This window comes from Glycomyces sp. TRM65418 (assembly GCF_019710475.1).
GTDB lineage: Bacteria > Actinomycetota > Actinomycetes > Mycobacteriales > Micromonosporaceae > Glycomyces.
In genome coordinates this window covers 374915-398840 of sequence record NZ_JAJFAX010000005.1, presented here as the reverse complement: position 1 = coordinate 398840, position 23926 = coordinate 374915, and the positions used below count along the sequence as shown (strand labels likewise).

General features: G+C 72.4%; 19 protein-coding genes. 7 read left to right on the top strand and 12 right to left on the bottom strand.

Annotated features, from left to right (window positions below; all coding sequences use genetic code 11):
• Positions 1–113 precede the first annotated feature (113 nt).
• Positions 114–3254, top strand: a complete 3141-nt coding sequence (locus K3N28_RS14145; protein WP_374209769.1) for a BTAD domain-containing putative transcriptional regulator — start codon at positions 114–116, stop codon at positions 3252–3254.
• A gap of 172 nt (positions 3255–3426) precedes the next feature.
• On the opposite strand, the gene K3N28_RS14140 is transcribed toward K3N28_RS14145, so the two are convergent.
• Positions 3427–4263 carry a hypothetical protein gene (locus K3N28_RS14140; RefSeq protein WP_228093188.1) on the bottom strand — a complete coding sequence of 279 codons (837 nt, stop codon included), beginning with the start codon at positions 4261–4263 and terminating at the stop codon, positions 3427–3429.
• Between the two features lie 374 nt (positions 4264–4637).
• Here K3N28_RS14140 and K3N28_RS14135 point away from each other — a divergent pair, with 374 nt between their 5' ends.
• Complete coding sequence (locus K3N28_RS14135; protein WP_304608724.1) at positions 4638–5927, top strand: glycoside hydrolase family 30 beta sandwich domain-containing protein; 1290 nt, start codon at positions 4638–4640, stop codon at positions 5925–5927.
• A gap of 59 nt (positions 5928–5986) precedes the next feature.
• On the opposite strand, the gene K3N28_RS14130 is transcribed toward K3N28_RS14135, so the two are convergent.
• Together K3N28_RS14130 and K3N28_RS14125 are read right to left on the bottom strand one after the other, a co-directional pair.
• The gene (locus tag K3N28_RS14130) at positions 5987–6460 is read right to left on the bottom strand and encodes an SRPBCC domain-containing protein (protein WP_228093187.1); all 474 of its coding nucleotides are present in this window, start codon (positions 6458–6460) and stop codon (positions 5987–5989) included.
• Positions 6457–6792: a helix-turn-helix transcriptional regulator gene (locus tag K3N28_RS14125; protein ID WP_228093186.1), complete on the bottom strand. Its 336-nt coding sequence runs from the start codon at positions 6790–6792 to the stop codon at positions 6457–6459. Before K3N28_RS14125 ends, K3N28_RS14130 begins: the two co-directional genes overlap by 4 nt.
• A 424-nt stretch (positions 6793–7216) precedes the next feature.
• On the opposite strand from K3N28_RS14125, the gene K3N28_RS14120 reads away from it, so the two are divergent.
• Complete coding sequence (locus K3N28_RS14120; protein ID WP_228093185.1) at positions 7217–7639, top strand: hypothetical protein; 423 nt, start codon at positions 7217–7219, stop codon at positions 7637–7639.
• A gap of 167 nt (positions 7640–7806) precedes the next feature.
• On the opposite strand, the gene K3N28_RS14115 is transcribed toward K3N28_RS14120, so the two are convergent.
• The 3 genes from K3N28_RS14115 to K3N28_RS14105 all read right to left on the bottom strand — a co-directional run bounded on the left by K3N28_RS14115 (position 7807) and on the right by K3N28_RS14105 (position 12978).
• Entirely contained in the window at positions 7807–9135 is a 1329-nt protein-coding gene (locus tag K3N28_RS14115; protein WP_228093184.1) for a S41 family peptidase, read from the bottom strand.
• A gap of 484 nt (positions 9136–9619) precedes the next feature.
• A complete protein-coding gene (locus K3N28_RS14110; protein WP_228093183.1) occupies positions 9620–11887 on the bottom strand; it encodes a cation-translocating P-type ATPase in 2268 nt (755 codons plus the stop codon).
• Positions 11888–11922: 35 nt separating this feature from the next.
• Positions 11923–12978 (bottom strand): hypothetical protein, encoded by a 1056-nt coding sequence (locus K3N28_RS14105; protein WP_228093182.1) that lies wholly within the window; start codon positions 12976–12978, stop codon positions 11923–11925.
• A gap of 437 nt (positions 12979–13415) precedes the next feature.
• Here K3N28_RS14105 and K3N28_RS14100 point away from each other — a divergent pair, with 437 nt between their 5' ends.
• The gene (locus K3N28_RS14100) at positions 13416–15170 is read left to right on the top strand and encodes an ABC transporter ATP-binding protein (protein ID WP_228093180.1); all 1755 of its coding nucleotides are present in this window, start codon (positions 13416–13418) and stop codon (positions 15168–15170) included.
• 127 nt (positions 15171–15297) lie between these two features.
• Here the strand turns inward: K3N28_RS14100 and K3N28_RS14095 are convergent, their stop codons facing one another.
• Positions 15298–15648, bottom strand: coding sequence for a VOC family protein (locus K3N28_RS14095; protein ID WP_228093179.1), 351 nt, complete (start codon positions 15646–15648; stop codon positions 15298–15300).
• 69 nt (positions 15649–15717) lie between these two features.
• Positions 15718–16173, bottom strand: a complete 456-nt coding sequence (locus K3N28_RS14090; RefSeq protein ID WP_228093178.1) for a universal stress protein — start codon at positions 16171–16173, stop codon at positions 15718–15720.
• A gap of 154 nt (positions 16174–16327) precedes the next feature.
• On the opposite strand from K3N28_RS14090, the gene K3N28_RS14085 reads away from it, so the two are divergent.
• On the top strand, positions 16328–17167 hold the full coding sequence (locus tag K3N28_RS14085; protein ID WP_228093177.1) for a methyltransferase domain-containing protein: 840 nt from the start codon (positions 16328–16330) through the stop codon (positions 17165–17167).
• A 25-nt stretch (positions 17168–17192) separates the two neighbouring features.
• Here K3N28_RS14085 and K3N28_RS14080 read toward each other — a convergent pair whose 3' ends face one another.
• Positions 17193–20534: a tetratricopeptide repeat protein gene (locus tag K3N28_RS14080; protein WP_228093176.1), complete on the bottom strand. Its 3342-nt coding sequence runs from the start codon at positions 20532–20534 to the stop codon at positions 17193–17195.
• Positions 20531–20914: a hypothetical protein gene (locus K3N28_RS14075; RefSeq protein ID WP_228093175.1), complete on the bottom strand. Its 384-nt coding sequence runs from the start codon at positions 20912–20914 to the stop codon at positions 20531–20533. The genes K3N28_RS14080 and K3N28_RS14075 overlap by 4 nt, the downstream gene beginning before the upstream one ends.
• Positions 20915–21031: 117 nt before the next feature.
• Here K3N28_RS14075 and K3N28_RS14070 point away from each other — a divergent pair, with 117 nt between their 5' ends.
• Positions 21032–21292 (top strand): hypothetical protein, encoded by a 261-nt coding sequence (locus tag K3N28_RS14070; protein ID WP_228093174.1) that lies wholly within the window; start codon positions 21032–21034, stop codon positions 21290–21292.
• Between the two features lie 9 nt (positions 21293–21301).
• Here the strand turns inward: K3N28_RS14070 and K3N28_RS14065 are convergent, their stop codons facing one another.
• Complete coding sequence (locus K3N28_RS14065; protein ID WP_228093172.1) at positions 21302–21772, bottom strand: carboxymuconolactone decarboxylase family protein; 471 nt, start codon at positions 21770–21772, stop codon at positions 21302–21304.
• Between the two features lie 168 nt (positions 21773–21940).
• Here K3N28_RS14065 and K3N28_RS14060 point away from each other — a divergent pair, with 168 nt between their 5' ends.
• Positions 21941–22834: a sigma-70 family RNA polymerase sigma factor gene (locus tag K3N28_RS14060; RefSeq protein ID WP_228093171.1), complete on the top strand. Its 894-nt coding sequence runs from the start codon at positions 21941–21943 to the stop codon at positions 22832–22834.
• Between the two features lie 69 nt (positions 22835–22903).
• Here the strand turns inward: K3N28_RS14060 and K3N28_RS14055 are convergent, their stop codons facing one another.
• The gene (locus K3N28_RS14055) at positions 22904–23740 is read right to left on the bottom strand and encodes an aldo/keto reductase (RefSeq protein WP_228093170.1); all 837 of its coding nucleotides are present in this window, start codon (positions 23738–23740) and stop codon (positions 22904–22906) included.
• Positions 23741–23926: the final 186 nt, after the last annotated feature.

The window sequence follows — 23926 nt, the reverse complement described above, 5'->3', positions numbered from 1 at the left end:
GCTGCCGGGGTCAAGGCGTGCCCCTGCCCGATGCGCTCGGCCCGCTCGTGCTCCCGCCTATAGCGGGCGCGAGCAGTAGGGGACTCGTCGATCGCACGTGGCAAGATCGGCTCGTGCAGATCAGGATGCTTGGACCGTTCGAGGTGCGCACGGATGACGGGGCCTCGGCCGACGTGCCGGGCGACCGGTTGCGCGCGCTGCTGATCGCGCTCGCGCTCGAACCGCGCCGCGTGGTCCAGAAGGCCACGCTCGTCGACTGGATCTGGGGGGAGCACCCGCCCGCCGACGCCGCGAACGCGCTGCAGCGCCTGGTCTCCCGCCTGCGGAAGACCCTGCCCGACGGCGTGATCGAGGGCCGGAGCGGCGGCTACCGGCTCCTGGCGGATCCCGACGCCGTCGACGCCGTCCGGTTCGAACGGCTCGTCGCCAAGGCCCGCAACGAGGACGGCCCGCAGCAGGTCCACCTGCTGCGCGAGGCCCTCGGCCTCTGGCGCGGCGCGCCCATGCAGGAGATCGGCCTGCAGGACGGCGCGGCCTTCGACGCGGCGATCACCCGGCTCGAAGGGCTGCGCCTGAGCGCCCTGGAGGACCGGTTCGACGCGGAAGTCGACCTCGGCGACGGCGCCGACCTCGTCACCGAACTCACCGACCTCGTCGCCGCCCATCCGATGCGCGAACGCCTCGTCGGCGCCCTGATGCGCGCCCTCGCCGCGGCCGGCCGCGGCAGCGAGGCGCTGCTGGTCTACGAGCGCACCCGGGAGTCCCTGGCCGACGCGCTCGGCGTCGACCCCTCGCCCGAGCTGGCCGCCCTCCACGTCGCACTGCTGCGAGGCGAACTGGCGCCGCCGCCGAAGGAGCGGCCGCGCCCGAAGACCAACCTGCGCGCCGAACTCACCAGCTTCGTCGGCCGGGACGCCGACGTCGCCGTCGTCGGCGAACTCCTCGCCGAGCACCGCCTCACCACGCTCGTCGGCCCCGGCGGCGCCGGGAAGACCAGGCTCGCCACGGAGACCGCCCGCTCGCTGCTCGGCGGCCTCCCGGACGGCGCCTGGCTCGTCGAGCTCGCCGCGATCGGCCCCGACGGCGACGTCGCGCAGGCCTCGCTCGCCGGGCTCGGCCTCCGCGACTCGCTGCTCGGCGAGGCGACGAACGCCGAGCCGACCGACCGCATCATCGCCGCGATCCGCGAGCGGGACGCGCTGCTGATCCTGGACAACTGCGAGCACGTCATCGACTCGGCGGCGGCCTTCGCCGACCGCCTGCTCGGCGAATGCCGCAATCTGCGGATCCTCGCGACGAGCCGGGAACCGCTCGGCATCACCGGCGAAGCGCTGTGGCTGGTCGACCCGCTGGCCCTCCCCGAGGGCGACGCCGGTTCCGGCGAGATCGAGGCCTCCCCCGCGGTCCGGCTGCTGCGCGACCGGGCCGCCGCCGTCCGCAAGGACCTCGCGGTCGACGCCCGCACGCTCGCGCGCGTCTGCCGGGCCCTGGACGGGATGCCGCTGGCGATCGAACTCGCCGCGGCCAAGCTCCGCACCATGTCCCTCGACCAGCTCGCCAACCGGCTCGACGACCGGTTCCGCCTGCTGACCGGCGGCAGCCGCACCGCGCTGCCGCGCCACAAGACGCTGCGCGCGGTCGTCGACTGGAGCTGGGAACTCCTCACCGACGCCGAACGGGCGGTCCTGCGCCGCCTCGGGGTGTTCTCGGGCGGCGCGAGCCTCGAAGCGGCCGAACGGGTCTGCGCCGACGACGGCGCCGTCCGGCACGAGGACGTGCTCGACCTGCTCACCGCGCTCGCCGAGAAATCGCTCCTGCTCGCCCTAGGCGACGGCGAGCCGCGCTACCGGATGCTCGGCACGATCAAGGAGTACGCCCTGCGGCGACTCGAAGAGGCCGGGGAGACGGACCGGGCGCGCCGAGCGCATCTGGCGTATTACACCGGCCTCGTCGAGACCGCCGAGCCGCAGCTGCGCCGCGCCGACCAGCTCGCATGGCTCGCCGCCCTCGAAGCCGAGCACGACGACATCGCCGCCGCCATGCGCGGCGCGATCGCCGCCGGCGAGACCCAGGCGGCGATGCGGCTCGCCGCGTCCGCCGGCTTCTACTGGTGGCTCAGCGGCCACAAGGCCGAAGGCAGCGAACTGGTCACCGCCGCCGCGACGATGCCCGGCGACGCGGACCCGGACGTCCGGGGCATGGTGTACACGCTCATCATCACGTTCATGACCGCCGGACGCGGCGGTGAACGCCAAGCCGAGGAATGGATCCACGAGGCGTACCGGTGCAGTCGGGCGGGAACGGGCCGCTACCCGCTGCTGGCCCTCATCGCGCCCCTCGAGCAGATGCTGCGCGACCCGTCCAGGGCCATGTCCGCCTGGGAGGCCCTCCTGGACGAGGACGACCCGTGGGTGCGCGCGATGGCCCGCCTGCAGCTCGGCAAGATGCGGATCCTGTTCGGCCAGGGCGGGCCCGAGGCCGAAACGGACCTCGAAGCGGCGCTCGACGCGTTCCGGGCGCTCGGCGACCGGTTCGGCGTCTCGTTCGCCCAGTCGGAACTGGCCGACCGGATCGCCGCCCACGGCGATCTCGCCGCCGCCTGCGAGCGTTTCGAGCAGGCCATCGCGGCCGTCACCGCGTTCAACGCGGTCGAGGACGCCGTCCGGATGCAGGCGCGGCAGGCGCAGCTGTACTGGCTGCTCGGCGATCGCGACGCCGGCGCGGCGGTGCTCGCCGACGCCGAGCGGTCCCTGGAAGGGGTCACCTGGCCGGACGGACTCGTCGAGCTGGCTCTGGCGAAGGCCGAACTCGCGCGTTGGGACGGCGACGCCGAGGAGGCGCGCCGGCAGATCGACGACGTGAAGCGCGTGCTCGGCGACGACGTGGAAGTGGCGAGCGTCCGCGCGACGATCCACGGCCTGCTCGGGTATCTCGCGGACGATATCGGCGAGGCCCGCGCGCACCTCGCCGTCGCCTGCGAGGCGGCGGCCGAGACGGGGATCGCGCCGCTGATCGCGCAGACGCTCGTGGCGGTCGCCGACCTGGCGGTGCGCCGCGGACAGCACGAGCAGGCCGCGCAGCTGCTCGCGGCCGGCGCCGCCGTGCGCGGAACGCCGGATCGTTCCCAGCCGGATCCGGTCCGGATCGAGCAGACGGTGCGCGAGCGCCTCGGCGACGAGCGGTTCGACGAGGCGACCGGGGAAGGCGCGCAAACGGACTGGTCGGCGCTCGTCGCGGGGGCGCTCGCGGACTGAAGGCGCCGCCGCGAGAACCGGATCGGTCCGCGATCGCCGACTGAACCCGGCGCCCGCGCCTGCCGATCGGACGCAGCGGTCGGACCGCCCGCGATCCGCCGGCTGCACACGGCTCGGGGCCATCGCGCTCGACGAGCGTCGAGCGCGTCGGCCCCCGAGCGCCCGCGCGCCGTCAGCTCGCCGCCGGACGGATGACGATGTCGCCGTGCCGCGTGCGGGCGTCGATGTCGACCTTCTCGTCGAACGCTTCGAGCTGCTCCGGGGACGGCGCGGTGTTGCGCACCGACCCTTTCTTGCTGTCGGCGTGCACCCGGGCGGCGGTGCCCGCGCCGATGCCGACCTCGATGTCCCCCGAGCCGTTCCACAGCGTCGCCGCGCCGCGCGCCAGCCGGCCGATCCGGATGGCGCCGTTGCCGGTCTTGGCGGTGACGCTGCCGTCGGCGCGGTCGATGTCGAAGCCGGTGTCGCCGCCGGTGAGTTCGAGGTCGGCCCGGGCGTGGCCGATCCAGGTCGGGCCGCCCGAGGTGGAGAGTTCGACGGTGTCCGCCGCCTCGCCGATCCGCACGGCGACCTTGCCGCCGTCGATGCGGGCGCTCCCGGCGACGCGGCCGATTTCCAGCTCGCCGGACCCGAAGTTCGCCTGGAGCGCGTCGATGCGGTCCAGCCGGACGCGGCTCGTCGTCGTGTGCAGCTCGCATTCGCCGAACGAGCCGTCGGCCTGGACGGTGGAGTGCGCCAGGTAGGTGACCAGGCTGGATCCGGCGGGCAGGTCGATCGTGATGGCGACCGAGCCGTCCTTGGAGCCAGAGGCGGTCGTCTTGACCGACAGGCGCCCGTCGGCGAACCGGACCCTGGTCCTGTCGGCGACCTTGACATGCGCCCTGCTCGAGGGGTCGACGGGTTCGACCCGCACCACGGTGTCGGTGCGGTCGGTCGCGTTGACCCGCACTCGGGCGCCGGCGACCTGGACGGTGGCGGTGATGGGCGCGGGGGTGGCGAAGGTGGTCATGGCGTGCTCCTCTGGGCGTTCGCGGTCCTGTGGCCGCATGCGGCGTTCTCGGTATGCGACTACGGTCCGCCCGACGCCTGTCAGGGCCCTGTCACGCCCCTGACACCGCCCCCCGGTCTTCACCGCCCGCCGCCGGGTGTCGGCCGGAGTCCCCGGCAAGCGCCACCGATAATTCTCATGAATATGGCATAGAGGCACGTCAATCCGTGTTCACGGTCATCCAAGCCGTGACCAGGGGTTGACATATCGACATACGCAAATCTACGCTTCGACGACAAGCGCTGTCATTCCGAAAGTTTCGGCGACATCCCGTCACGCGGGCACGGGCGCCGAAGCGGTGGGCGGAGTGGCGCCGACGTCCAGGAGGAGACGCCATGACGCCAGAGCACGAGGCCCCGAAGGATCCCCGACCGACGGCGCTGAGCCGCCGCTCGCTGCTGGCGATGGGCGCCCTGCCCGTCGTCGCGGGCGTTGCCGGAGGCGCGGTCGCCGGTGGGGCCCCCGCCGCGGCGCAGTCCGGCGTCACCGTCGAACCGCAGACGGGGCAGCAGATCATCCAGGGCTTCGGCGGCATGAACCACACGGTCTGGATCAACGACCTCACCGCCGCCCAGCGCGACACCGCGTTCGGCAACGGCACGGGCCAGCTCGGGTTCTCCCTCCTGCGCATCCCCGTCCACGAGGACCGCGCGAACTGGAGCGGCGAGGTGGCGACGGCCAGGCGCGCGATCGAGCACGGCGCGAAGGTCTTCGCCTCGCCGTGGAACCCGCCCGCCTCGATGACCGAGTCCTTCTCGGGCGGCAAGCGGCTGCGGTACGACCAGTACGGCGCGTACGCGCGGCACCTGAACGACTTCACGGCCTTCATGCGGGACAACGGCGTCGACCTGCACGCGATCTCGGTGCAGAACGAACCCGACTACGCGCACGACTGGACGGCGTGGACCCCGGCCGAGATCGTCCGGTTCCTGCGCGAGCACGCGGGATCGCTCAACACCCGGGTCATCGCGCCCGAGTCGTTCCAGTACCGCAAGAACATGTCGGACCCGATCCTCAACGACCCCCAGGCCCTCGCCAATGTGGACATCATCGGCGCGCACCTCTACGGCACCCAGAACTCCGAGCTCCCCTACCCGCTCTTCCAGCAGAAGGGCGGCGGCAAGGAACTGTGGATGACGGAGGTCTACCACCCCAACAGCAGCGACTCGGCCGACCTCTGGCCCCAGGCGCTCGACGTCGGCGAGGCCATGCACCGAGCCCTCGTGTACGGCCGCTTCCAGACGTACGTGTGGTGGTACATCCGCCGCTCCTACGGGCCGATGCGCGAGGACGGGCGGATCAGCAAGCGCGGCGCGAACATGGCGCACTACTCGAAGTGGGTCCGTCCCGGCTACCAGCGGATCACCGCGACCGCGAACCCCCAGGCGAACGTCTACATCTCGGCGTTCAAGAGCGGCTCCAAGATCGTCATCGTCGCCGTCAACAAGAACAGTTCGGCGGTCTACCACCCGTACACCGTCAAGGGCGCCGGTTCCGCGAGCATCTCGACCTGGCTGACGGACGCGAACCGGACCCTCGAGCACTACAACACGTTCACCATGTCGAACGGCTCCTTCGGCGCCCAGCTGCCGGCCCGCAGCATCAGGACCTTCGTCATCGGCTAGCCCGCATGAGACGGCGAGCGCCCGGGGACCTCCGCCCCCGGGCGTTCGCTCGCGGCCCTTCAGCCCTCCTGCTTCTCGGCGAGGTCGGTGAGCTGCGCGGTGACCGTGCCCCAGCCGTCGAGGAAGCCGAGTTCCTCGTGGCGCGCACGGGCGGCCGGGTCGCCGTGGCGGACGACGATCCGGTAGTCCGTGCCGTCCGGGTGGTCGCCGAAGGTGACCTCGGCGGTCATCGGGACGGGCATCGGGTTCACCGGGCGCCAGGAGCCGTCGATCGCGTTGGTGAACACGATCCGTTCGCGCTCTTCGACGAGCAGGAAGCTCGCGTCCATGTGCGGAGCGAACCGCTCGCCGTCGTCGCTCATCCGGGTGACCAGCGCGCCGCCGGGCCGGACCTCCAAGCGGTCGACGCGGCACAACGTGGGCGCCGGCAGCCACCACTGCTCGAACCGGGCCGGGTCGGTCCAGGCCTCCCACACCGCGGCGCGCGGCGCGCGAATGACCCGTTCCAGGGCCAGGTCGAGTTCGGGATTCATTGCTGCTCCTCGGGATCGGTGACGAGACGCTCGAGCCGGTCGGTGCGCTCCTCCCAGATGCGGCGCTGCTCCGCGAGCCAGTCGTCGACGACGGCGAGGCGCTCGCGCCGGAGTTCGCAGGTGCGCACTCGGCCGGCCTTGGTCGTGCGGATGAGGCCGTTCGCCTCAAGGGTCCGCACGTGCTTCATGAAGGAGGGGAGGGTCATCGGGAACTCGCGGGCGAGGTCGCCCACGCTCTGCGGGCCGCGCCCGAGCCGCCGGACGACATCGCGCCTGGTGGGGTCGGCGAGGGCGACGAGCACGCCGTCGAGCTCGTCCGAATACTGTGCCATACGGCTAAGTATCGCACTCCGGAACGCTGAGCGCAAGGGCTCAGTGTGCGCGGTCCGGGAGCAGCGCAGGCGACCTGCGCGAACGGCTCACCCCCGATGCCGTGTCCTCAGGAGTGGTCGCGCCCGGCAGCACCGTGCCGATCGCCTGGCGAGCGGCGGCACCGTCGGCGGCGTGCGCTCAGCGGTTCGCGACGCCCCCCGCCGCCCGCGACCGCGAGCACCGGGTCGGCAAGCGGAGCGAACTATATCGCCGAGGTTCAGCAGCCCGCAGCAGCCGGGGGGCGGGCCGTCCCGGAGACTCCGGTCGATGTCGGGGGCGCGCCGGAGGCCGCAATGGTCGCCTCGCTCGTATTCACGAAGTCCGGCCAGTCGGTCGCGAGTAGCATTGCCGACCTTAAGCGCATGTTGAAGGAGCACAGGTGACATGACCGAGTCCGACGACGAGATCATCGTGCGAGCGGCGCTCGCCGCACCGGCAGATCTGCCGATGGAGGTGGCAGCGCGGCTTGGGGATCAGCGCACCTTCACGTTGCTGACCGCCGCCTCGGCCTTCGCGATCGGTCGCAAATACCCGACCAAGCCGGACCATGCTCAGATCCGTGAATTCGTCGAGAGCCTTCGGTCTCGGTTCCCTGAGGCCGCGCAGCTCATCAAACCGATCGTATTCGAGGCGATGATCCGGTTCGCATTCGGTGAGAACGATGCGATCGACGGCGTCGAGTCCGAAGGCCTCCGCACTGCCGTCCTCCTCCTGCCCTACGCGATCATCTCCGAGCAGAATATCTCCGGTGAACCGCTGGAGGCGTTCGTGGCCGAGGTTCTCGAGGCCGTGGACGAGGACCGATAGCGCGGCGACACCGAAGCACAGCGTAAGTGGGACTAGGCCGATAGCCTTGTCCCACTTATGCTTTCAAGGTAATTCTCGACACTTCCGCCGTCTCCGGACCGGTCGGCCGGGTCACCGGGCCGGCCGATCGCCGACCGTGGTCGATCTGGTCGTCGCCTCCGCGAGGGTCATCGGCGTGCCGCTTTCGCGAGGCGCAGAGCGGTGTCGAGCGCGTCGCCGGCGGTCTCGACGTCGGGACGGACGCCGACGCCTTCCCAGTTCGTCGCGGTCCTGGGGTCGATCGGCGCGCCTGTGGCGATGAAGATCCAGAAACCGCTGGGGTCGGCGAACGACCGGCCCGGGTTCGCGGCCCCGGCGGTCGCCGTGCCTACGACCGTGGCGCGCCCGGTCGACTGGAGCGCGTAGGCGAAGCTTTCGGCCGCCGAGCCGGTGCGCTCGTTCACCACCAGGTAGAGCGGCATCGAGTCGAGTGCGGCGAAGCGCGGGTCGGGCCGGCTTGAGGAACTCGCCTCCGGTCCTTCGCGGGACATGAAGGTCACGATGGGCACCGGGCGGGGGCCGAGGAACGGCCCGGCCAGGAGTTCGGCCATCGACGGCCAGCCGCCGGGGGTACCGCGCAGGTCGATCACGGCGGCCCGGCGGTCGGCGAGCCGTTCGAGGCATGCACGCGCCTCTTCGGCGGCGTCGGGGTCGTCGGCGTCAGCGAACTGCCGGACGGCGATGATCCCGGTTTCGCCGTCGCGCCGGAAGTCCAGGGACGGTGCCGCCGCCGTCTCGTCCGGAGTCGACCGGGCCGTCTGATCGGGCTCGCCCCAGGTGATCTTGAAATGCCGATCGCGACGGCGCAGGGCATCGGTGAGCGCTTCGGCGAACTCGGCGGTCGATACGCCGGGTTCGACGAGGGGCCATCGGCGGATCTCGGCGGCGTAGTCCGCCGCGTCGTTCGCGAAGACGTAGTGCCGTTCGACGAGATCCGCGAGGCCCTGCAGCGCCGCGGTCTGCTCGGCCGGGCTCATCCAGCGCGTGGGCCGCGGGAAGGGGCCGGCGGCGGCGGGCTCGAGAAACGGTCGTGCGTGGACGGTCTCGAGAGCGGCGGTCACGGCCGCCGCCAGGTCGACGCCGATCTCCCGGCTCAATGCATCGGCGGCGTCGGCGGTGCGGCGCCACTGCTCCTCGATCACGGGAAGCCGGCGCCTGGCCTGGTCGCTCAGCCGGACGCGGCGCTCCCGGCCGTCCGGGCCCGCGGCGCTGTCGAGGAGTCCGGCGCGGCGCATCTGCGCGACCGTCTGGCTGGCGGCCGAATGCGTCGTCCCGACAGCGGCCGCGATCTCCCTGACCGACATGGAGTCTGCCGCGAGCAGGGCCCGTGTCACCGGCGTGAAGGTGGCCCGGTAGTCGAGTCCGGCCTCGGCGTAGGCCTCGTCGACGGCGCGGTCGAGATGGGCGACGAGCCGGCGGAGCAGGGTGCCGAGCCCGGGAGTGAAGGATTGACTCATAGCGCGACTCTAACAGCACTGTTACATATTGTTTCGGCACGCAGGCCGGACTGGCCGTCGAAGGCGCTTCCGCCCGGTTCGGCGGCTTCCGCCGCCTGGTCCTCCGATGCGGGCCCCTCGCCTCTCGTCCGCCTGGACCCGCCCTGGCAGCGGCCAACGCCGGCACCGAGACGCAGGTCGCGATCATCGACTTCACCGACGACGCCAAGCAGATCATCAGGCACACCATCCGCCGCTCCGACGGCACGTGGCAGCGGGTCGGGACCGTCCGCACCACCGCTCTGACCGGCAACCCCGGAGTCCTGGCGCTGACCGGCACCCTGTAGGCCGAGGCCTCAGTCCGCGCCCCCGCGCCCTGAGCGCCGGCCCGAAAGGCGTCCGTCGGCAGGACACGGCCGCGGAGAGGGCCGCCGCAGGACGCCCAGCGCTTGCGCAGCGGCGCGCGCTCCCTCACGGGACCGCGCGCCGCTGCGTTCGATCGGGTTCAGACGCTGTGCGAGCGGCTCTTGAACGACCGGAGCCGCAGGCTGTTGCCGACGACGAAGACGCTCGAGAACGCCATCGCCGCGCCGGCCAGCATCGGGTTGAGCAGGCCCAGGGCCGCCAGCGGGATCGCGGCCACGTTGTACGCGAAGGCCCAGAACAGGTTCCCCTTGATCGTGCCGAGGGTCCTGCGCGAGAGCCGGATCGCGTCGGCCGCGCTGCGCAGGTCGCCGCGCACCAGCGTGATGTCGGCGGCCTCGATCGCGGCGTCCGTGCCGGTGCCCATGGCCAGGCCGAGGTCGGCCTTCGCGAGCGCGGCGGCGTCGTTCACGCCGTCGCCGACCATCGCGACCACCTTGCCCTCGGCTTGGAGCTTCGCGACCTGCTCGACCTTGTCGGCGGGCATGACCTCGGCGATGACCTCGGCGATGCCCACTTCCGCGCCGATCCGCTCGGCCACGGCCTTGTTGTCGCCGGTGAGCAGGACCGGGGTCAGCCCGAGCGCCTTGAACTGCCCGATCGCCTCGGCGCTGGTGGGCTTCACCGTGTCGGCGACGATGAGCACGCCGCGGGCCTCGCCGTCCCAGCCGACCGCGACGGCGGTCTTGCCTTCGCGTTCGGCCTCGGCTTTGGCGTCGGCCAGTCCGGGGCTCAGTTCGAGGGTCCAGTCCGCGAGCAGCGACTCGCGGCCGACCACGACGAAGTGCCCGTCCACGACGCCCTGCACGCCTTTGCCTTCGACGTTCTGGAAGTCCTCGACCGCGGGCAGGGTCCCGTCCTCGGCCGCGCCCTTGGCGATGGCCCGCGCGACCGGGTGCTCGGAGGCGTGCTCCAGGGCCCCGGCCAGGCGCAGGAGTTCGGCGCGGTCGACGCCCTCCTCGGGGATCGCCTCGGTGAGGGTCATCGTGCCGGTGGTCACGGTGCCGGTCTTGTCGAGCACGACCGTGTCGACCCGGCGCGTGGACTCCAGGATCTCCGGGCCCTTGATGAGGATGCCGAGCTGCGCGCCGCGGCCGGTGCCGACCAGCAGCGCGGTCGGCGTCGCGAGGCCGAGGGCGCACGGGCAGGCGATGATGAGCACCGCGACGGCGGCGGTGAACCCGGCCGTCGCGGGGTAGCCCGCGCCGAGCCAGAACCCGAGGGTCGCGACCGCGATGGCGATGACGACGGGCACGAAGATCCCCGAGACCCGGTCGGCCAGGCGCTGGACCTCGGCCTTCCCGGACTGGGCGTCCTCGACGAGTCGGGCCATCTGCGCCAGCTGCGTGTCCTGTCCGACCGCGGTGGCGCGCACGACGAGTCGTCCGCCGGCGTTGACGGTGGCGCCGGTGACGGCGTCGCCTTCGCCGACCTCGACGGGCACGGACTCGCCGGTGAGCATCGAGGCGTCGATGGCGGAGCTGCCGGAGACGACCACGCCGTCGGCGGCGATCTTCTCGCCGGGCCGCACCACGAACTCGTCGCCGGCGGCGAGGTCGCCGATCGGGATGCGCGTCTCCGCGCCGTCGCGGAGGACCGCGACGTCCTTGGCCCCCATCTCGAGCAGTGCGCGCAGGGCCGCGCCCGCGCGCCGCTTCGAGCGCTTCTCGAAGTAGCGTCCGGCGAGGATGAACATGGTGACGCCCGCGGCGACTTCGAGGTAGATGTTGGCGGCGCCGTCGGACGGCTCGATGGTGAGCCTGAACGGGTGGGTCATGCCCGGGGTCCCGGCGGTGCCGAGGAACAGGGCGTACAGCGACCACGCGAGCGCCGACAGGGTGCCGACCGAGACGAGGGTGTCCATCGTGGCCGAACCGTGGCGGAGGTTCTGGAACGCGGCCTTGTGGAACGGCCAGGCCGACCACAGGACCACCGGCCACGCGAGCGCCAGGGACGCCCACTGCCAGTAGTCGAACTGGAGGGCCGGGATCATCGACATCGCGATCACGGGCACGGACAGGACGACGGCGGCGATGAGCCGCTGCCGCAGCGAGGTCAGCTCGGCGTCGGGCCGGTCCTCCTCGGACGAGGCGTCCTCGGGCTCCTCGACGCGCGGCAGGGCGGCCGTGTAGCCGGTCCGCTCGACGACGGCGATGAGCGCGGCGGGGTCGGTGCCGGCGGGGGCCTCGATGCGGGCCTTCTCGGTCGCGTAGTTGACCGTGGCGGTGACGCCGTCGACCTTGTTGAGCTTCTTCTCGATCCGCATCGCGCAGGACGCGCAGGTCATCCCGCCGATCTCCAGCTCGATGCTGTTGACCGGCCCGGTCGGCCGGGCGGGGGTCGTCGACATGGTCTTCCCTCTCTCTCGCGTCGATGTGCGGCGGGCTAGTGGCCGTGGCCGTCGGATGCGGATTCGCCGCCGTGCCCGTGGCCGTCCGGCGTCGACTCGGTCGCGGAGCCGTCCGGCGCGGGTCCGGTCCCGTGGTCGTCCGGTTCGGCCTCGGCCGCGGCGCCGGTGGTCTCGACGGTGAACGCGGCGGTGCGGACCTGTCCGTCGACTTGGAAGTCCAGGTACAGGAAGTACCGGCCTTCGGTCGGGAACTCGGTGGCGAACTCGATCCGGGGCCCGGACAGGTCGCCCGGCGCGGGCTCGTCGCCTTCGGGGTGCACGTGGAGGTACGCGAGGTCGCCTTCGCGCAGTGCCACGAGGTGCCCGAACGCGCCGAGGTAGGGCTCGAGCGCGGTGACCGGCTCGCCGTCGCGCGTGATCGCGACGGTGACGTCCGACGTGGTCCCGGCGGCGAGGTCGCCGTCGAGGGTGACGGTGTAGCCGTCGACCTCGGCGGTGGACGTGTTCGCCGGCGTCTCGGGGCCGTAGTCCCCGGCGACTTCCACGGTACGCGTCAGCGTGACGCCGGAGGCCCCGTCGGCGTCGGCCGGGACGAAGTCGGCGTAGACGCGGTAGGTGCCCGCGACGTCCCAGGTCCACGGGAGGGACCAGGTGCCGTGCTCGTCGAGGGTCGGGTGCTCGTGGCGGAACCGCGTCCCGTCGGAGCGGACCACGATGAGGTGCAGGTCCTTCTCGTGGGAGACGGTGTAGTCGGTGAGCGGTTCGCCGTCGGGCGCGGTGATCGCGAACGCGAGCGTGCCTGCGACGCCCGCCTGCCGGGGCGCGGCGATCTCGCCGAGCCGGTAGCCGTCCTGCTCGATCGCGAGCCCGCCGACGGACGCGGCCGCCTCGCCGTGGTCGTCGCCGTGGCCCGAGTCGTCGCCGTGGCCCGAGTCCGCGCCCATGTCCATGTCCATGTCCATGCCGCCGGTCTCCTCGTTCCACTCCTCCGCGGCGCTCTCGGGGACGACGGCCGAGGCGGTGCCGAAGGCGGCCGCGAACAGCAGTGCCAGTCCGCCGCCGTAGAGGCCTAGTCGTGCGCTCGTCCGCATGGTGGGAGTCCTTCCTTCACTGATACCCCCCAAGGGTATCTCATGGCCAGTATTCTTACCCCCTGGGGGTATCAATGTCAACCTTCAGGCGAGGAAACCTCGCAGTCGCCCCTCCGGGTTCCCGCCCTCGGGCGGGCGTCCACGCCGCCGACAGGGGCCGGATCGGCGGCTGTCGATTCGGTCTCATGGCACGCCGCCGGCGCAGCGGTCGCCCCGATCGGATCCCACACCGCCCCTGGTCACGGCCGCTTCGCCCGAAGTCGGAGACCGCCGTATGGCGAAGGCGCCTCCCGGCCGCCGGAGCTACGCTGTGCAGCGGTGTCCTCGCGCCGACGGCGCGTCGCGAGGTCCCGCGCGGCGGCGGGCGACCCCTCCTCTCCCGAACCCCGTTGCCGCCCCGACAGCATCCTCCAATCGAACACGGGGCCATTGCCGCAATGGAAACCATCGCTCTCGACGGGAAGCACCCGACCCGATCGCTCATTCGTGCACTCCGACCCAACCGGGGACGGCTCATCGCGTCCGTCGCCGTCTTCGTCGTCAAGGACAGCCCGCTGTGGCTGATGCCCGTGATCACCGGCGCGGCGGTCGACGCCGTCGTGCAGGGCGGGCCGCTGTCCGAGCTCGGCTGGCTCGCCATCGGCGCGGCCGTGCTCGTCATCCAGAACGCCTTCACCCACGTGTGGTTCACCCGCCTCTACATGGGCGCGGTGCGGTCCCTCGGGGCCGGTTTCCGCAACGCGCTCGCGGCCCGCCTCCAGCTGCTGTCCATCGGGTTCCATTCGCGCTCGAACGCCTCGATCATCCAGAGCAAGGTCGTGCGCGACGTGGAGAACGTCGAGATGATGTTCGCCCAGTCGGGCGGGCCGTTCCTCTCGGCCGTGTTCGTGTTCGTCGGCGCGATCACCATGACCGCGCTGACGGTGCCCCAGTTCCTGCCGGTGTTCGCCCTCTCGGTCCCCTGCGGCTTCGGCGTGTGGTGGTTCACCCGCCGCCGCTCCCGCGAACGCAACGAGGAGTTCCGCCGCGAGATGGAGGTCTTCTCCGCGCGGGTCGGGGAGATGGCGGCGCTCATGCCGATCACCCGCGCGCACGGCCTCGAGCACGTCGCCGCCGGACGGGTCGCGGAGGTCGCCGAGGAGGTGCGCCACCGCGGGCTGCGCCTCGACGTGGTCAACGGCCGCTTCGGCGCCGCCAGCTGGGTCACCATGCAGCTCTTGTCGGTCGGGTGCCTGCTCCTGGCCGCGACCGTCGCGCTCCTGGAGTGGGCGCCGATCTCGGCCGGCCAGGTCGTGGTGCTCGCGACCTACTTCTCGATGCTCACCGGCTCGGTCGGGTCCGTGCTCAACCTGGTGCCGATCACCGCGCGCGGCACCGAGTCGGCGCGGTCGATCGCCGAAGTGCTCCAGGACCCCGACGTCGAGTACAACGAAGGCAAGCCCACGGTGGACCGCGTGGAGGGCCGGATCGAGCTGCGCGGGGTCACCGTGCGCTACCCCGACGGCGGCAGGCCCGCGCTGGACGACCTCGATCTGGACATCGAGGCGGGCAGGACCGTCGCGCTCGTGGGGCCCTCGGGCTCGGGCAAGTCGACGCTCATGAACACCGTGCTCGGGCTCATCCGGCCCGAGTCGGGGACGGTGCTGCTCGACGGGGCCGACATGGAGGCCCTCGACATGCGGTCGGTGCGCCGCAGCGTCTCGGTGGTGCCGCAGGACTCGGTCCTGTTCGAGGGCTCGATCCGCGACAACATCACCTACGGGCTCGGCCCGATCGACGACGAGCGGGTGCGGAACGCGCTGCGGGACGCGAACGCGCTCGACTTCGTGGCCTCCCTGCCGGACGGTTGGGACACGGTGGTCGGCGAGCGCGGCGCGCGCCTCTCGGGCGGGCAGCGCCAGCGCCTGTCGATCGCGCGGGCGCTCATCCGCGATCCGCGGATCCTGTTCCTGGACGAGGCGACGAGCGCGCTCGACTCGGAGTCGGAGCGGCACATCCAGGGCGCGTTGGAGACGCTGATGCGCGGGCGCACGACGCTGGTGGTGGCGCACCGCCTGAGCACGATCCGCAGCGCGGACGTGATCGTGGTGCTGGAGGACGGCCGGATCACCGAGCAGGGCACCCACGAGGAGCTCCTGGCCCGCTCGGGACGGTACGCGACGAGCTGGGGCGCGCAGCACGCCGCGGCGTGATCAGTTCGGGTCGCGGACGCCGCGGCCCTGCCGGGCCCGCCCCCGACTCGAGACCGGGGACGGGCCCGGCGCTTCGGACCACCACGCGCGGACCTCGGCGCGTCGGCCCGGGGCGGCTCCAGTGGTCCTACGGATGGCCCAGGACATTGACGATGTGGCCCTCAGGGCCCTTCACGAAGAACCGCCGCACGCCCCAGGGCTCGTCGGTCAAGGGGTGCACGATCTCCGCGCCCATCTGCTGCGCCAGCCGATAGGTGGCATCGACGTCGTCGACTTCGACCGACACGTCGGGCACGACCGGCGCGGAGGCGTCGTGCGAGGCCACGCTCAACTGCCGCGCCGGATCGTTCGGATCGGCGAGCGTGACGATCCACCCGTGGTCCATCACCTGCTCCAGCCCGAGCAGGCCCGAATAGAACTCGACCGAGCCGCGCACATCGGCGCTCTGGAAGTCGGGGACGATTCTGCGCACAGTCATCCCACGATGCTACGGCCGCCCGCGGGCGCGCCGACCGGACGGCGTCCGGCGGGACGCGCTGGGCGGGCCCTAGCCGGTCGCGCCCCGGCGCCGGACGACCACGACCGGGCATTCGGCGTGGCTGACGCAGTAGTGGCTCACCGAGCCGACCAGCGCCCCCACGAATCCGCCGTGCCCGCGGCTGCCCACCACCAGGAGATCCGCGCCCTCGGCCATGTCGATGAGGACCTTGGCCGCGTGCCCGGAGACGGTGTGCGCCTCGACCTCGACGTCCCTCCGGTCGCCGAGCGCCCGGCTGATCGAGGACTCCAGCGACTTCCGCACGCCCGCTTCGAACTCCTCGCCGTGGGGCAGCACCATCGTGCCGCTGCCGTACATCGCGGGGACCTCCCACGCCTGCACGGCCTCGACGCGCGCCCCCGTGCGCCTCGCCTGGGCGGCGGCCCATTCGAGCGCCTTGATCGAGGCCTCGGAACCGTCGACGCCGACGACGATGCGTTCCTTCCGCTCCACTGACTCGTCCATGACAATCCCTCCCGGATAGCACTCTGGAGTACCCGCTGAGCAGGGCCTGAACCGCTCCGCAGGCGTGCCTCGCCGGACCGGCCGCGAACGGGCGGCCGCCGCGGTCGCGGCGCGGGGGTTGAGTTTCACCGCCGTCGTCTCTAGGTTGTGCGGTATGGGTGCGATCGGGGACGACGGCGGTTGGCGCGAGGCGAATCTCGCGCGGTGGGACGAGCGCGTGCCGATCCACGCGGCCAGCCCGAACTACGACCTGGAGGCCTTCAAGCGGGGCCAGGACGTGATCCCCCCGTTCGAGGCCGCCGAGGTCGGCGACGTCGCCGGGATGAGCGTGGCCCATCTCCAGTGCCACATGGGCCAGGACACGCTGTCGTGGGCGCGGCGCGGTGCGGCCCGGGTGGCGGGTCTGGACTTCTCGCCGGCCGCGATCGCTCAGGCCCGCGCCCTGGCCGAGCACCTGGGCTACGACGCGGGCCGGGCCGAGTTCGTGGTCGCCGACGTCTACGACGCGGCCGCCGCGATGCCGGAGGCCGCCTACGACATGGTCTACGTCTCGTGCGGGGCGATCGACTGGCTGCCCGACATCCGGCGCTGGGCCGAGGTGGCGGCCTCGCTGGTGCGCCCGGGCGGGTTCCTGTACGTCTCGGAGTTCCATCCGCTGCACTTCTCGCTGGACGACGCGACCGGTTCGCGGGTGCTCCACTCCTACTTCCGCGGCGGGCCGCTCGTCCGCGAGGACCCCGGCAGTTACGCCGATCCGGCGGCGGTGACCGTCCACAACACCTCGTACCAGTGGGTCCACACGCTCGGCGACGTGGTGTCCGCCGTGGCCGCCGCCGGGCTGCGGCTGGAGTTCCTGCACGAGCACGACAAGTCGGTGTTCGCCCGCTTCGCCGACATGTCCCGCGCGGCCGACGGCTACTTCCGCTTCCCGCCCGAGGCCCCGGCGGTGCCGCTGATGTACACCCTCAAGGCGGTCAAGCCCGGCCGACCATAGAGGACGCTGCGGTCGATCCCGGTGGTCACGGCTCGAGTTCGTCGAGCCGGGGCCCGCACTCCTCCGCGCGCCGCTCGGCTCCGGCCTGGCGGTAGAAGTCCTGCGCGAGGCGCAGCAGCCGCAGCGCCTCCCCGCGTTCGCCCTTCGCCTCGGCGATGAGCGACCGCGCCCGGTGGCATTCGGCCCGTCCCAGCAGGTTCCCGGTGTCCGCGTACGTGCGGTCGGCGTCGCCGAGGTACCGCTCGGCCGTGTCGGAGTCGCCGCGCAGCCGGGCGGTCTCGCCCAGGCCCCGCCAGGCGTTGGCCCAGCCGCGGGGCGTGCCCATGCGCCGGTGCGCCGTCTCGGCCTCGCGGTAGCGGCGCTCGGCCGCGTCGAGGTCGCCGCGGGCCTGCGCGGTGTCGCCGAGGCCGAGCCACGAGTCGGCCTGGCCGATCAGGTTCTCGAACGCCTGGTACGCCTCCAGCGCCGCGGTGAACTCCCGTTCGGCGGTCTCCAGGTCGCCGCGCAGCCGGGCGACGTGGCCGAGGCTCCACGACGTGTCGGCCCTGCCGCGCAGGTTGCCGAGTCCGGTGTAGACGGACTGGGCGGAGCGGAAATGGTGTTCGGCGCGCGAGTAGTCCTCGTCCATCTGCGCGACGGTGCCGAGGCCCCACCAGGCGTCGGCCTGGCCGAGCCGGTCGCCGAGTCCGCCGTTGAGCTGCTCGGCCTTGGCGTAGTAGCGGCCGGCGCCGGGGTAGTCGTCCGAGAGCCTCGCGTTGTCGCCCAGGGCCTGCCAGGTCTGGGCCTGGCCGCGCCGGTCGTCGAGCTCCTCGTAGACCTGCATGGATCCGCGGTAGTGGCGTTCGGCGGTCGCGAAGTCCGCGCGGTGTCGGGCGACGTCGCCGAGGCCCATCTGGGCGGCGGTCAGCCCCAGGCGGTCGTGGATGTCGCCGTAGGCGGCCGCGGCCTCGCGGTAGAGGTCGGCGGCCGTGTCGTACTGGTCGCGCAGCCACGCCACGCGGGCGAGGGCCCTCCAGGCGTCCGCTTGGCCGCGCCGGTTGCCCTGGGCGCGGTGCAGGGACTCGGCCTCGTCGAAGCACCGCGCGGCGGCGGCGGTGCTGGAGCGCCCGAACAGGGCCTGGCCGACGCCGATCAGGGCGTCGGCCTCGCCGATCGCGTCGCCCAGGTCGCGGAAGTCGCGCCGCGCGTCGCCGAAGCGGTGGGACGCCGCTTCGAAGTCGTCGCTCTGCAGTTCGACGAGGCCGAGGCCTCGCCACGCCTCGGCCTGGTCGGCGAGGCGATCGGATTCGGCGAGCCGGTCGAGCAGGAGCCGGGCCCGGTTGGGGCGGCTGTCGAAGAGCAGCCACCAGGACAGGTACTTGACGAGCTGGGCGGCGTTGTCCCAGTTCGAGCGCATGGCCGCGGCGGCGGCGGCCTCCAGTTCGTCGGCGCTCTCGTCGAGCCACGCGCGGGCGGCCGCGGCGTCGGCGAAGCGGTGGACCGCGGGGGTCCGGCGCGTCGCCTCGGGGGCGCCCTGCTCGATCTCCATGCCGGTGAACTGCCGTTTGGCGCCGCGCAGACGCGCCAGCAGTCCGCGGAACAGCCGCCGCAGCATGGCGTCGCCGCGGCCGGGGTGGATCGAGTCGGCCAGCTCGGCCGCGTACTCGCCGTACCGGTCGTGGAAGGCGAAGCGGTCGGGTCCCACCGGTTCCAGCAGGAAGTACTCGGCGCACAGCCGCCGCAGCACCAGCTCGGTCACCTCTTCGGACACCGTGGTGACGCCGCCGGTCATCGAGTTGATCGACGCGGGCGAGAAGTTCGGGCCGGGGTGCTTGCCGGCCGCCCACATGACCTTCTGCTCCTCGGCGTCGAAGGTCCGCACCGACGCCTGGAACGCCTCCTTCGCGGAGGCTTCGGGATGGTGGCTGCTCGCGGCGGCCGCGCCGGCGTCGAGCGCGGTGATGAACCGTTCGGGGTCCATGCCGCCGCGCAGGACGCTGCCCACGGTGGCGAGGGTCTGGGGCGAGCGGCCGAACCGCTCCAGCAGCGCCGCGACCGCGCCGGGGTCGAGTTCGCGGTGCGACTTCTCGGCCAGGAGCGCCGCCGCGCCGGCGTCGTCCAGGCCCCGCACGAAGAAGGCGGCCTCCGCGCCGACCGCGTCCGTCAGGTCCATCCGGCTGGTCACCAGCACCACGCAGCGCGCGCCGCGCGGGGGCATGCAGTGCTCGACCACGGCCCAGTCGGCGGCGTTGTCGAAGACCAGCACCGAGGACCGCTCGAGCATCCACTGCCGCCACTGGCTCAGCCGGCCCGGATCGTCGGGCGGGTACACCTGGTGGCCGGCCATGTCGCGCACGAGGCGTTCGATGACCTCGCTCTCGGTGAGCGGCGGCAGTTTCGGATTCCAGCCCTGCAGGTCGATCAGGTACTGCGAGTCGCCGAAGTCGCGCGTCAGTTCCGCGGCGACCTGCCGCGCCAGTGAGGACTTCCCCATGCCGGGGGTGCCCTGGAGGCCGCACACGGCCGGGACGCGTTCGATCGCGGCGCGCGCTTCGACGTAGTCGAGGATCCGCTGCAGGGTCGAGTCGCGGCCGACCAGCGGTTCGGGCTCGTCGATGAGCTGCCGGGGCCGTTCCGTGCGCGGCCGCGAGGGGCGGCCGTTCAGGTTGCGGAACAGCGGCAGCGTCGGGTTGCCGGTGGTGAGCAGGTCGGGGCACTGGCGGTCGTGGGTCCAGGCGGTGCTGAGCCGTTCGTGGATCGACGCGGGGCTGAGCGTCTCGGGCCCGTTGTCGATCCCCGATTCGACGGCGGCGATGAGCGCCCCGGCGAAGTTGGTGTAGCGGCCGCCGTCCTCGATCCATCCGCGTTCGGTGGCGCCGGTGGCGGTCCACAGCACGGACATGCGGTCGCCGGTGACGGGGTCGGTGTTCTCGCGCAGCCCGGTGGTCTTGGCCTGGCCGGAGTAGCAGCAGTCGAGGATGACGACGACGCGTTTGGCGCGGGTGGCGGCCGGGTCGATCATCTCCTTGAGGGCGCTGAAGCCGAGCCACCGCTGCCGCGGGGCGACGCGGCTGCCGCTGGTGGACAGCAGGAGCTTCTGCTCGGAGGCGATGCGGAGCCCGTGGCCGCCGTAGTAGACGAGGAGGACGTCCTCGGCTTCGGCGGCGGCGGCCTCGACGGCCTCCTCGACGGCCTGTTTGGTCGCGTCGGCGCCGGTGAGGGTCGTGCAGCGCTCGGCGGGCAGGCCGAGGAGCCGCGGGTCGCGGCACAGTTCGGCGAGCCGTTCGGCGCTGGCGCCGACCGCGGGGTAGGAGGGGATGGCCGGGTCGGCGTGGTCGTGCACTCCGATGAGGACGGCGGCCGAGCGCGACGGGTCGGGCAGGCTCATTCGCCCGGCTGGTCCCTGCCGGAGGCGAGGAGGTGCTCGGTGAACTGCGCGATCAGCTGCTCCTGGAGTTCCTTGGGGGCGTTCGCGACCACCAGGCGCGCGCCGTCGGGGGCGGTGAAGACGAGTTCGGGCGCGGGCTGTTCGGGCTGCTCCATGCGGCGGTTGTCGAGGAACGCCAGCGCGGTGTAGTAGAGCGCGGCGACACCGGCCACCGTGGAGATGCCGGCGAGGAGGGTGTCGATCAGGCCGAGGCTGCCGTCGTCGGCGCCTTCGGCGGCCAGTTCCATGGAACCGGTCCGGGCGTCCTCCAGAAGCCAGGCGTACAGATCGGTCAGGTCGCCCTGGCCGGGTGCGGCGAGATCGATGCGAAGCTGCGCCATGGGGCTCCTTCTCGGCGGGATTCGAGGGGAGCTTCCATAGTGCCCTACCGATGCCGGCGGCGATACCCCAGTGCCGCGCGGGACCCCGGCGCGGCCGACCGTCACTAGGCTGAGCCGATGAAGCGTTTCGACGATGAGATCGAGAAGGCCGTCGACCGGGCCGGGAAAGCGGCCGGGTGGCTGTTCGCGCTGGGAGTGCTGACGCTGGTCGTGGGCGTCCCCGCCGCTGTCGGCGGCGACTTGGCGGTGTTCACGGTGGCGCTGCCGGGCGCGGGGCTGATGTTCGGCATGGGGGTGGTGGTGAACCTGCTGGGCATGCACCTGATGGAGACCTGGCGCCAGGGCCGGCGGGCGGAGCAGTCGCCCGCCGACCGCTGAGGCCGGGTGCTAGGTCCACTTGCCGGGCTCGTAGGAGCCCGCCGGGATCTGGGAGATCGCGTTCATCCGGTTGTAGGCGTTGATGAGCGCGATGATCGAGACGAGGGCGACGAGCTGGTCCTCGTCGAAGTGCCCGCGGGCGGCCTCCCAGACGTCGTCGCGGACGCCGTCGCCGTCGGCGAGGCGCGTGCCGGCCTCGGTGAGCGCGAGCGCGGCCTTCTCGGCCTCCGTGAAGACCGCGGCCTCCCGCCAGGCGGCGACCATCGCGAGGCGGACGGCGGTCTCACCGGCGTGGGCGGCGTCCTTGGTGTGCATGTCGAGGCAGACGCCGCAGCCGTTGATCTGGCTGGCGCGGATCAGGACGAGGTTCGGGATCCCCTCCGGCAGCGAGGCGTCATCGAGGGCCCTCCCGGCCGAGTTGAGGTACTTCTGGAACTTGGCGCCGACGGGGTTCGAGTAGTAGTCGAGGCGGGCTTCCATGGTGTGCTCCTTCGCGTTTCGGTTCGATGCACCGCCATGACGACCCCCGCCTCGGCGATGTGACCGCCGGTGATCGAGGCCACATTGCGGGCGTGAACGGTTCGGCTCGGTCACGTTCCCGCCGCGCCGTGCGTCATATCCCCGAACACCGATCGAGGAGGAACCAGGATGACCGACGACCAGTGGCTCGCCCGCCGGTTCGATGAGAACCGCCCCCGCCTGGAGGCCGTCGCCTTCAAGATGCTCGGCTCTTCCGGCGAGGCCGAGGACGCCGTGCAGGAAGCCTGGTTCCGCCTGGCCGCCAGCGACGCCGAGCGGATCGAGAACCTCAGCGGCTGGCTCACCACCGTCGTCGGCCGGGTGTGCCTCGACCAGCTGCGGCGCCGCAAGACCCGCGGCGAGCAGCCGCTTCCCGACCATGCGGCCGAGCCGGTCCCGCTCCCGGGCGCGGTCGCCGGGACCGCGCCGGAGGCCGACCCGGAGTCGGCGGCGCTCATGGCCGACTCGGTGAGCCTCGCGCTCCTGGTCGTCCTGGAGACGCTCGAACCCGCCGAGCGGCTCGCGTTCGTCCTGCACGACATGTTCGCGGTGCCCTTCGGCGACATCGCCCAGATCGTCGACCGCACCCCGGCCGCGGCCCGCAAGCTCGCCAGCCGCGCCCGGGCCCGGGTCCGCGGCGCCGGCGAGCCGACGCGGCGCGCGGTCTCCCGGCAGCGCACCGTGGTGGAGGCGTTCCTGGCGGCCGCGAGGGAGGGGAACTTCGACGCGCTGGTGTCGGTGCTCGACCCGGAGGTCACCCTCCGCACCGACGCCGCCCACGTCGGCGAGATCATCCGCGGCGCGGCCACCATCGCGGGCGGCGCGATGACGTTCGCGGCCATGGCGAACACCGCGCAGCTGGTGCTGGTGGACGACGACCGGATCGGCGTCGTCTCCGCCATCCCCGGCACGCCCACGCGCCTGGTCGTGTTCACCGTCGACGACGGCAGGATCACCGCCATGGAGGGCTTCACCGACGCCGACCGCATCCGCGCCTTGAAGATGACCCTGCTCGACGCCTGACGAACGCGACGCGGCCCGCCTTCACATGGCGAGGCGGGCCGCGGTCGCGGCACGGCGATACCGGCGGCCCTAGTGCCCGAACGAGTCCGAGTCCGCCGCCGAGCCCTCGCCCTGGTCGAGCGCCGCCAGCGCCATCACGTCGTCCGGATGGAGCTCGAAGTCGAACACCTCGAGGTTCTCCACCAGGCGACCGCGGTTGCTCGACTTGGCGACCGCGGTGAGCCCCGAGTCCAGGTGCCACCGCAGCACGACCTGCGCCGGCGTCTTCCCGTACTTCTCGGCCAGCTCCAGGACCAGCGGGTCCTCGCGCACCGCGGTGCCCTCCCCGCCGATCGGCGACCACGACTGCGTCACGATCCCCCGCTCCTTGTGGTACGCCCGCGCCTCCAGACGAGTCGTCAACGGGCTCAACTGGATCTGGTTCACGTCCGGGATCACGCCCGTCGCCTCGATGACCCGGTCCAGGTGCGAGGGCTTGAAGTTCGACGTGCCGATCGCCTTCACCCGGCCCTGTTCGAGCAGCCGCACCAGGCCCTTCCAGGCGTCGACGTACTGCCCCTGCTGCGGGTTCGGCCAGTGGATGAGCAGCAGGTCGAGGTAGTCGAGGCCGAGGCGGTCGAGACTGCGCTCGCACGCCTCCGCGGCGAGCTCGACGCCGTGCCACTGCTTGTTGAACTTGGTGGTGACGAACAGGTCCTCGCGGGCCGCGCCCGAGGCCTTGACGCCCGCGCCGACGCCGCGCTCGTTCTCGTAGTTCTCGGCCGTGTCGATCAGCCGGTAGCCGAGTCCGATCGCCTCGGCGACCACCCGCTCGGCCTCGGTGTCGTCCATCGGCCACGTGCCCAGGCCGAGGACCGGCATGGCCGCGCCGTGGGGGAGTTCGACCGTGGGTGCTGTGGATGCCATGGTGAGAGCCTCTCTGCGCTGTAATCGGAATCGATGGGGGCACTGCCGGTGCCTAAGCTACCGCCGACGGGGTACCCCGAACCGGCTCGGAACACCCAGGCGCCCCACGGCGCCCCGTGAACACCGGTATCCCCGACAGCGGCACTCCCTGTACCAGCACGAAACCCGGGTTTGTGCCAGCATGTA

Bases quoted from the DNA above. Each gene is read 5' to 3' on its own strand.
- K3N28_RS14140 (WP_228093188.1), bottom strand. From the start codon at position 4,263: ATGACCACCTTCGCCACCCCCGCGCCCATCACCGCCACCGTCCAGGTC.
- K3N28_RS14135 (WP_304608724.1), top strand. From the start codon at position 4,638: ATGACGCCAGAGCACGAGGCCCCGAAGGATCCCCGACCGACGGCGCTG.
- K3N28_RS14130 (WP_228093187.1), bottom strand. From the start codon at position 6,460: ATGAATCCCGAACTCGACCTGGCCCTGGAACGGGTCATTCGCGCGCCG.
- K3N28_RS14125 (WP_228093186.1), bottom strand. From the start codon at position 6,792: ATGGCACAGTATTCGGACGAGCTCGACGGCGTGCTCGTCGCCCTCGCC.
- K3N28_RS14120 (WP_228093185.1), top strand. From the start codon at position 7,217: ATGACCGAGTCCGACGACGAGATCATCGTGCGAGCGGCGCTCGCCGCA.
- K3N28_RS14115 (WP_228093184.1), bottom strand. From the start codon at position 9,135: ATGAGTCAATCCTTCACTCCCGGGCTCGGCACCCTGCTCCGCCGGCTC.
- K3N28_RS14110 (WP_228093183.1), bottom strand. From the start codon at position 11,887: ATGTCGACGACCCCCGCCCGGCCGACCGGGCCGGTCAACAGCATCGAG.
- K3N28_RS14105 (WP_228093182.1), bottom strand. From the start codon at position 12,978: ATGCGGACGAGCGCACGACTAGGCCTCTACGGCGGCGGACTGGCACTG.
- K3N28_RS14100 (WP_228093180.1), top strand. From the start codon at position 13,416: ATGGAAACCATCGCTCTCGACGGGAAGCACCCGACCCGATCGCTCATT.
- K3N28_RS14095 (WP_228093179.1), bottom strand. From the start codon at position 15,648: ATGACTGTGCGCAGAATCGTCCCCGACTTCCAGAGCGCCGATGTGCGC.
- K3N28_RS14090 (WP_228093178.1), bottom strand. From the start codon at position 16,173: ATGGACGAGTCAGTGGAGCGGAAGGAACGCATCGTCGTCGGCGTCGAC.
- K3N28_RS14085 (WP_228093177.1), top strand. From the start codon at position 16,328: ATGGGTGCGATCGGGGACGACGGCGGTTGGCGCGAGGCGAATCTCGCG.
- K3N28_RS14080 (WP_228093176.1), bottom strand. From the start codon at position 20,534: ATGAGCCTGCCCGACCCGTCGCGCTCGGCCGCCGTCCTCATCGGAGTG.
- K3N28_RS14075 (WP_228093175.1), bottom strand. From the start codon at position 20,914: ATGGCGCAGCTTCGCATCGATCTCGCCGCACCCGGCCAGGGCGACCTG.
- K3N28_RS14070 (WP_228093174.1), top strand. From the start codon at position 21,032: ATGAAGCGTTTCGACGATGAGATCGAGAAGGCCGTCGACCGGGCCGGG.
- K3N28_RS14065 (WP_228093172.1), bottom strand. From the start codon at position 21,772: ATGGAAGCCCGCCTCGACTACTACTCGAACCCCGTCGGCGCCAAGTTC.
- K3N28_RS14060 (WP_228093171.1), top strand. From the start codon at position 21,941: ATGACCGACGACCAGTGGCTCGCCCGCCGGTTCGATGAGAACCGCCCC.
- K3N28_RS14055 (WP_228093170.1), bottom strand. From the start codon at position 23,740: ATGGCATCCACAGCACCCACGGTCGAACTCCCCCACGGCGCGGCCATG.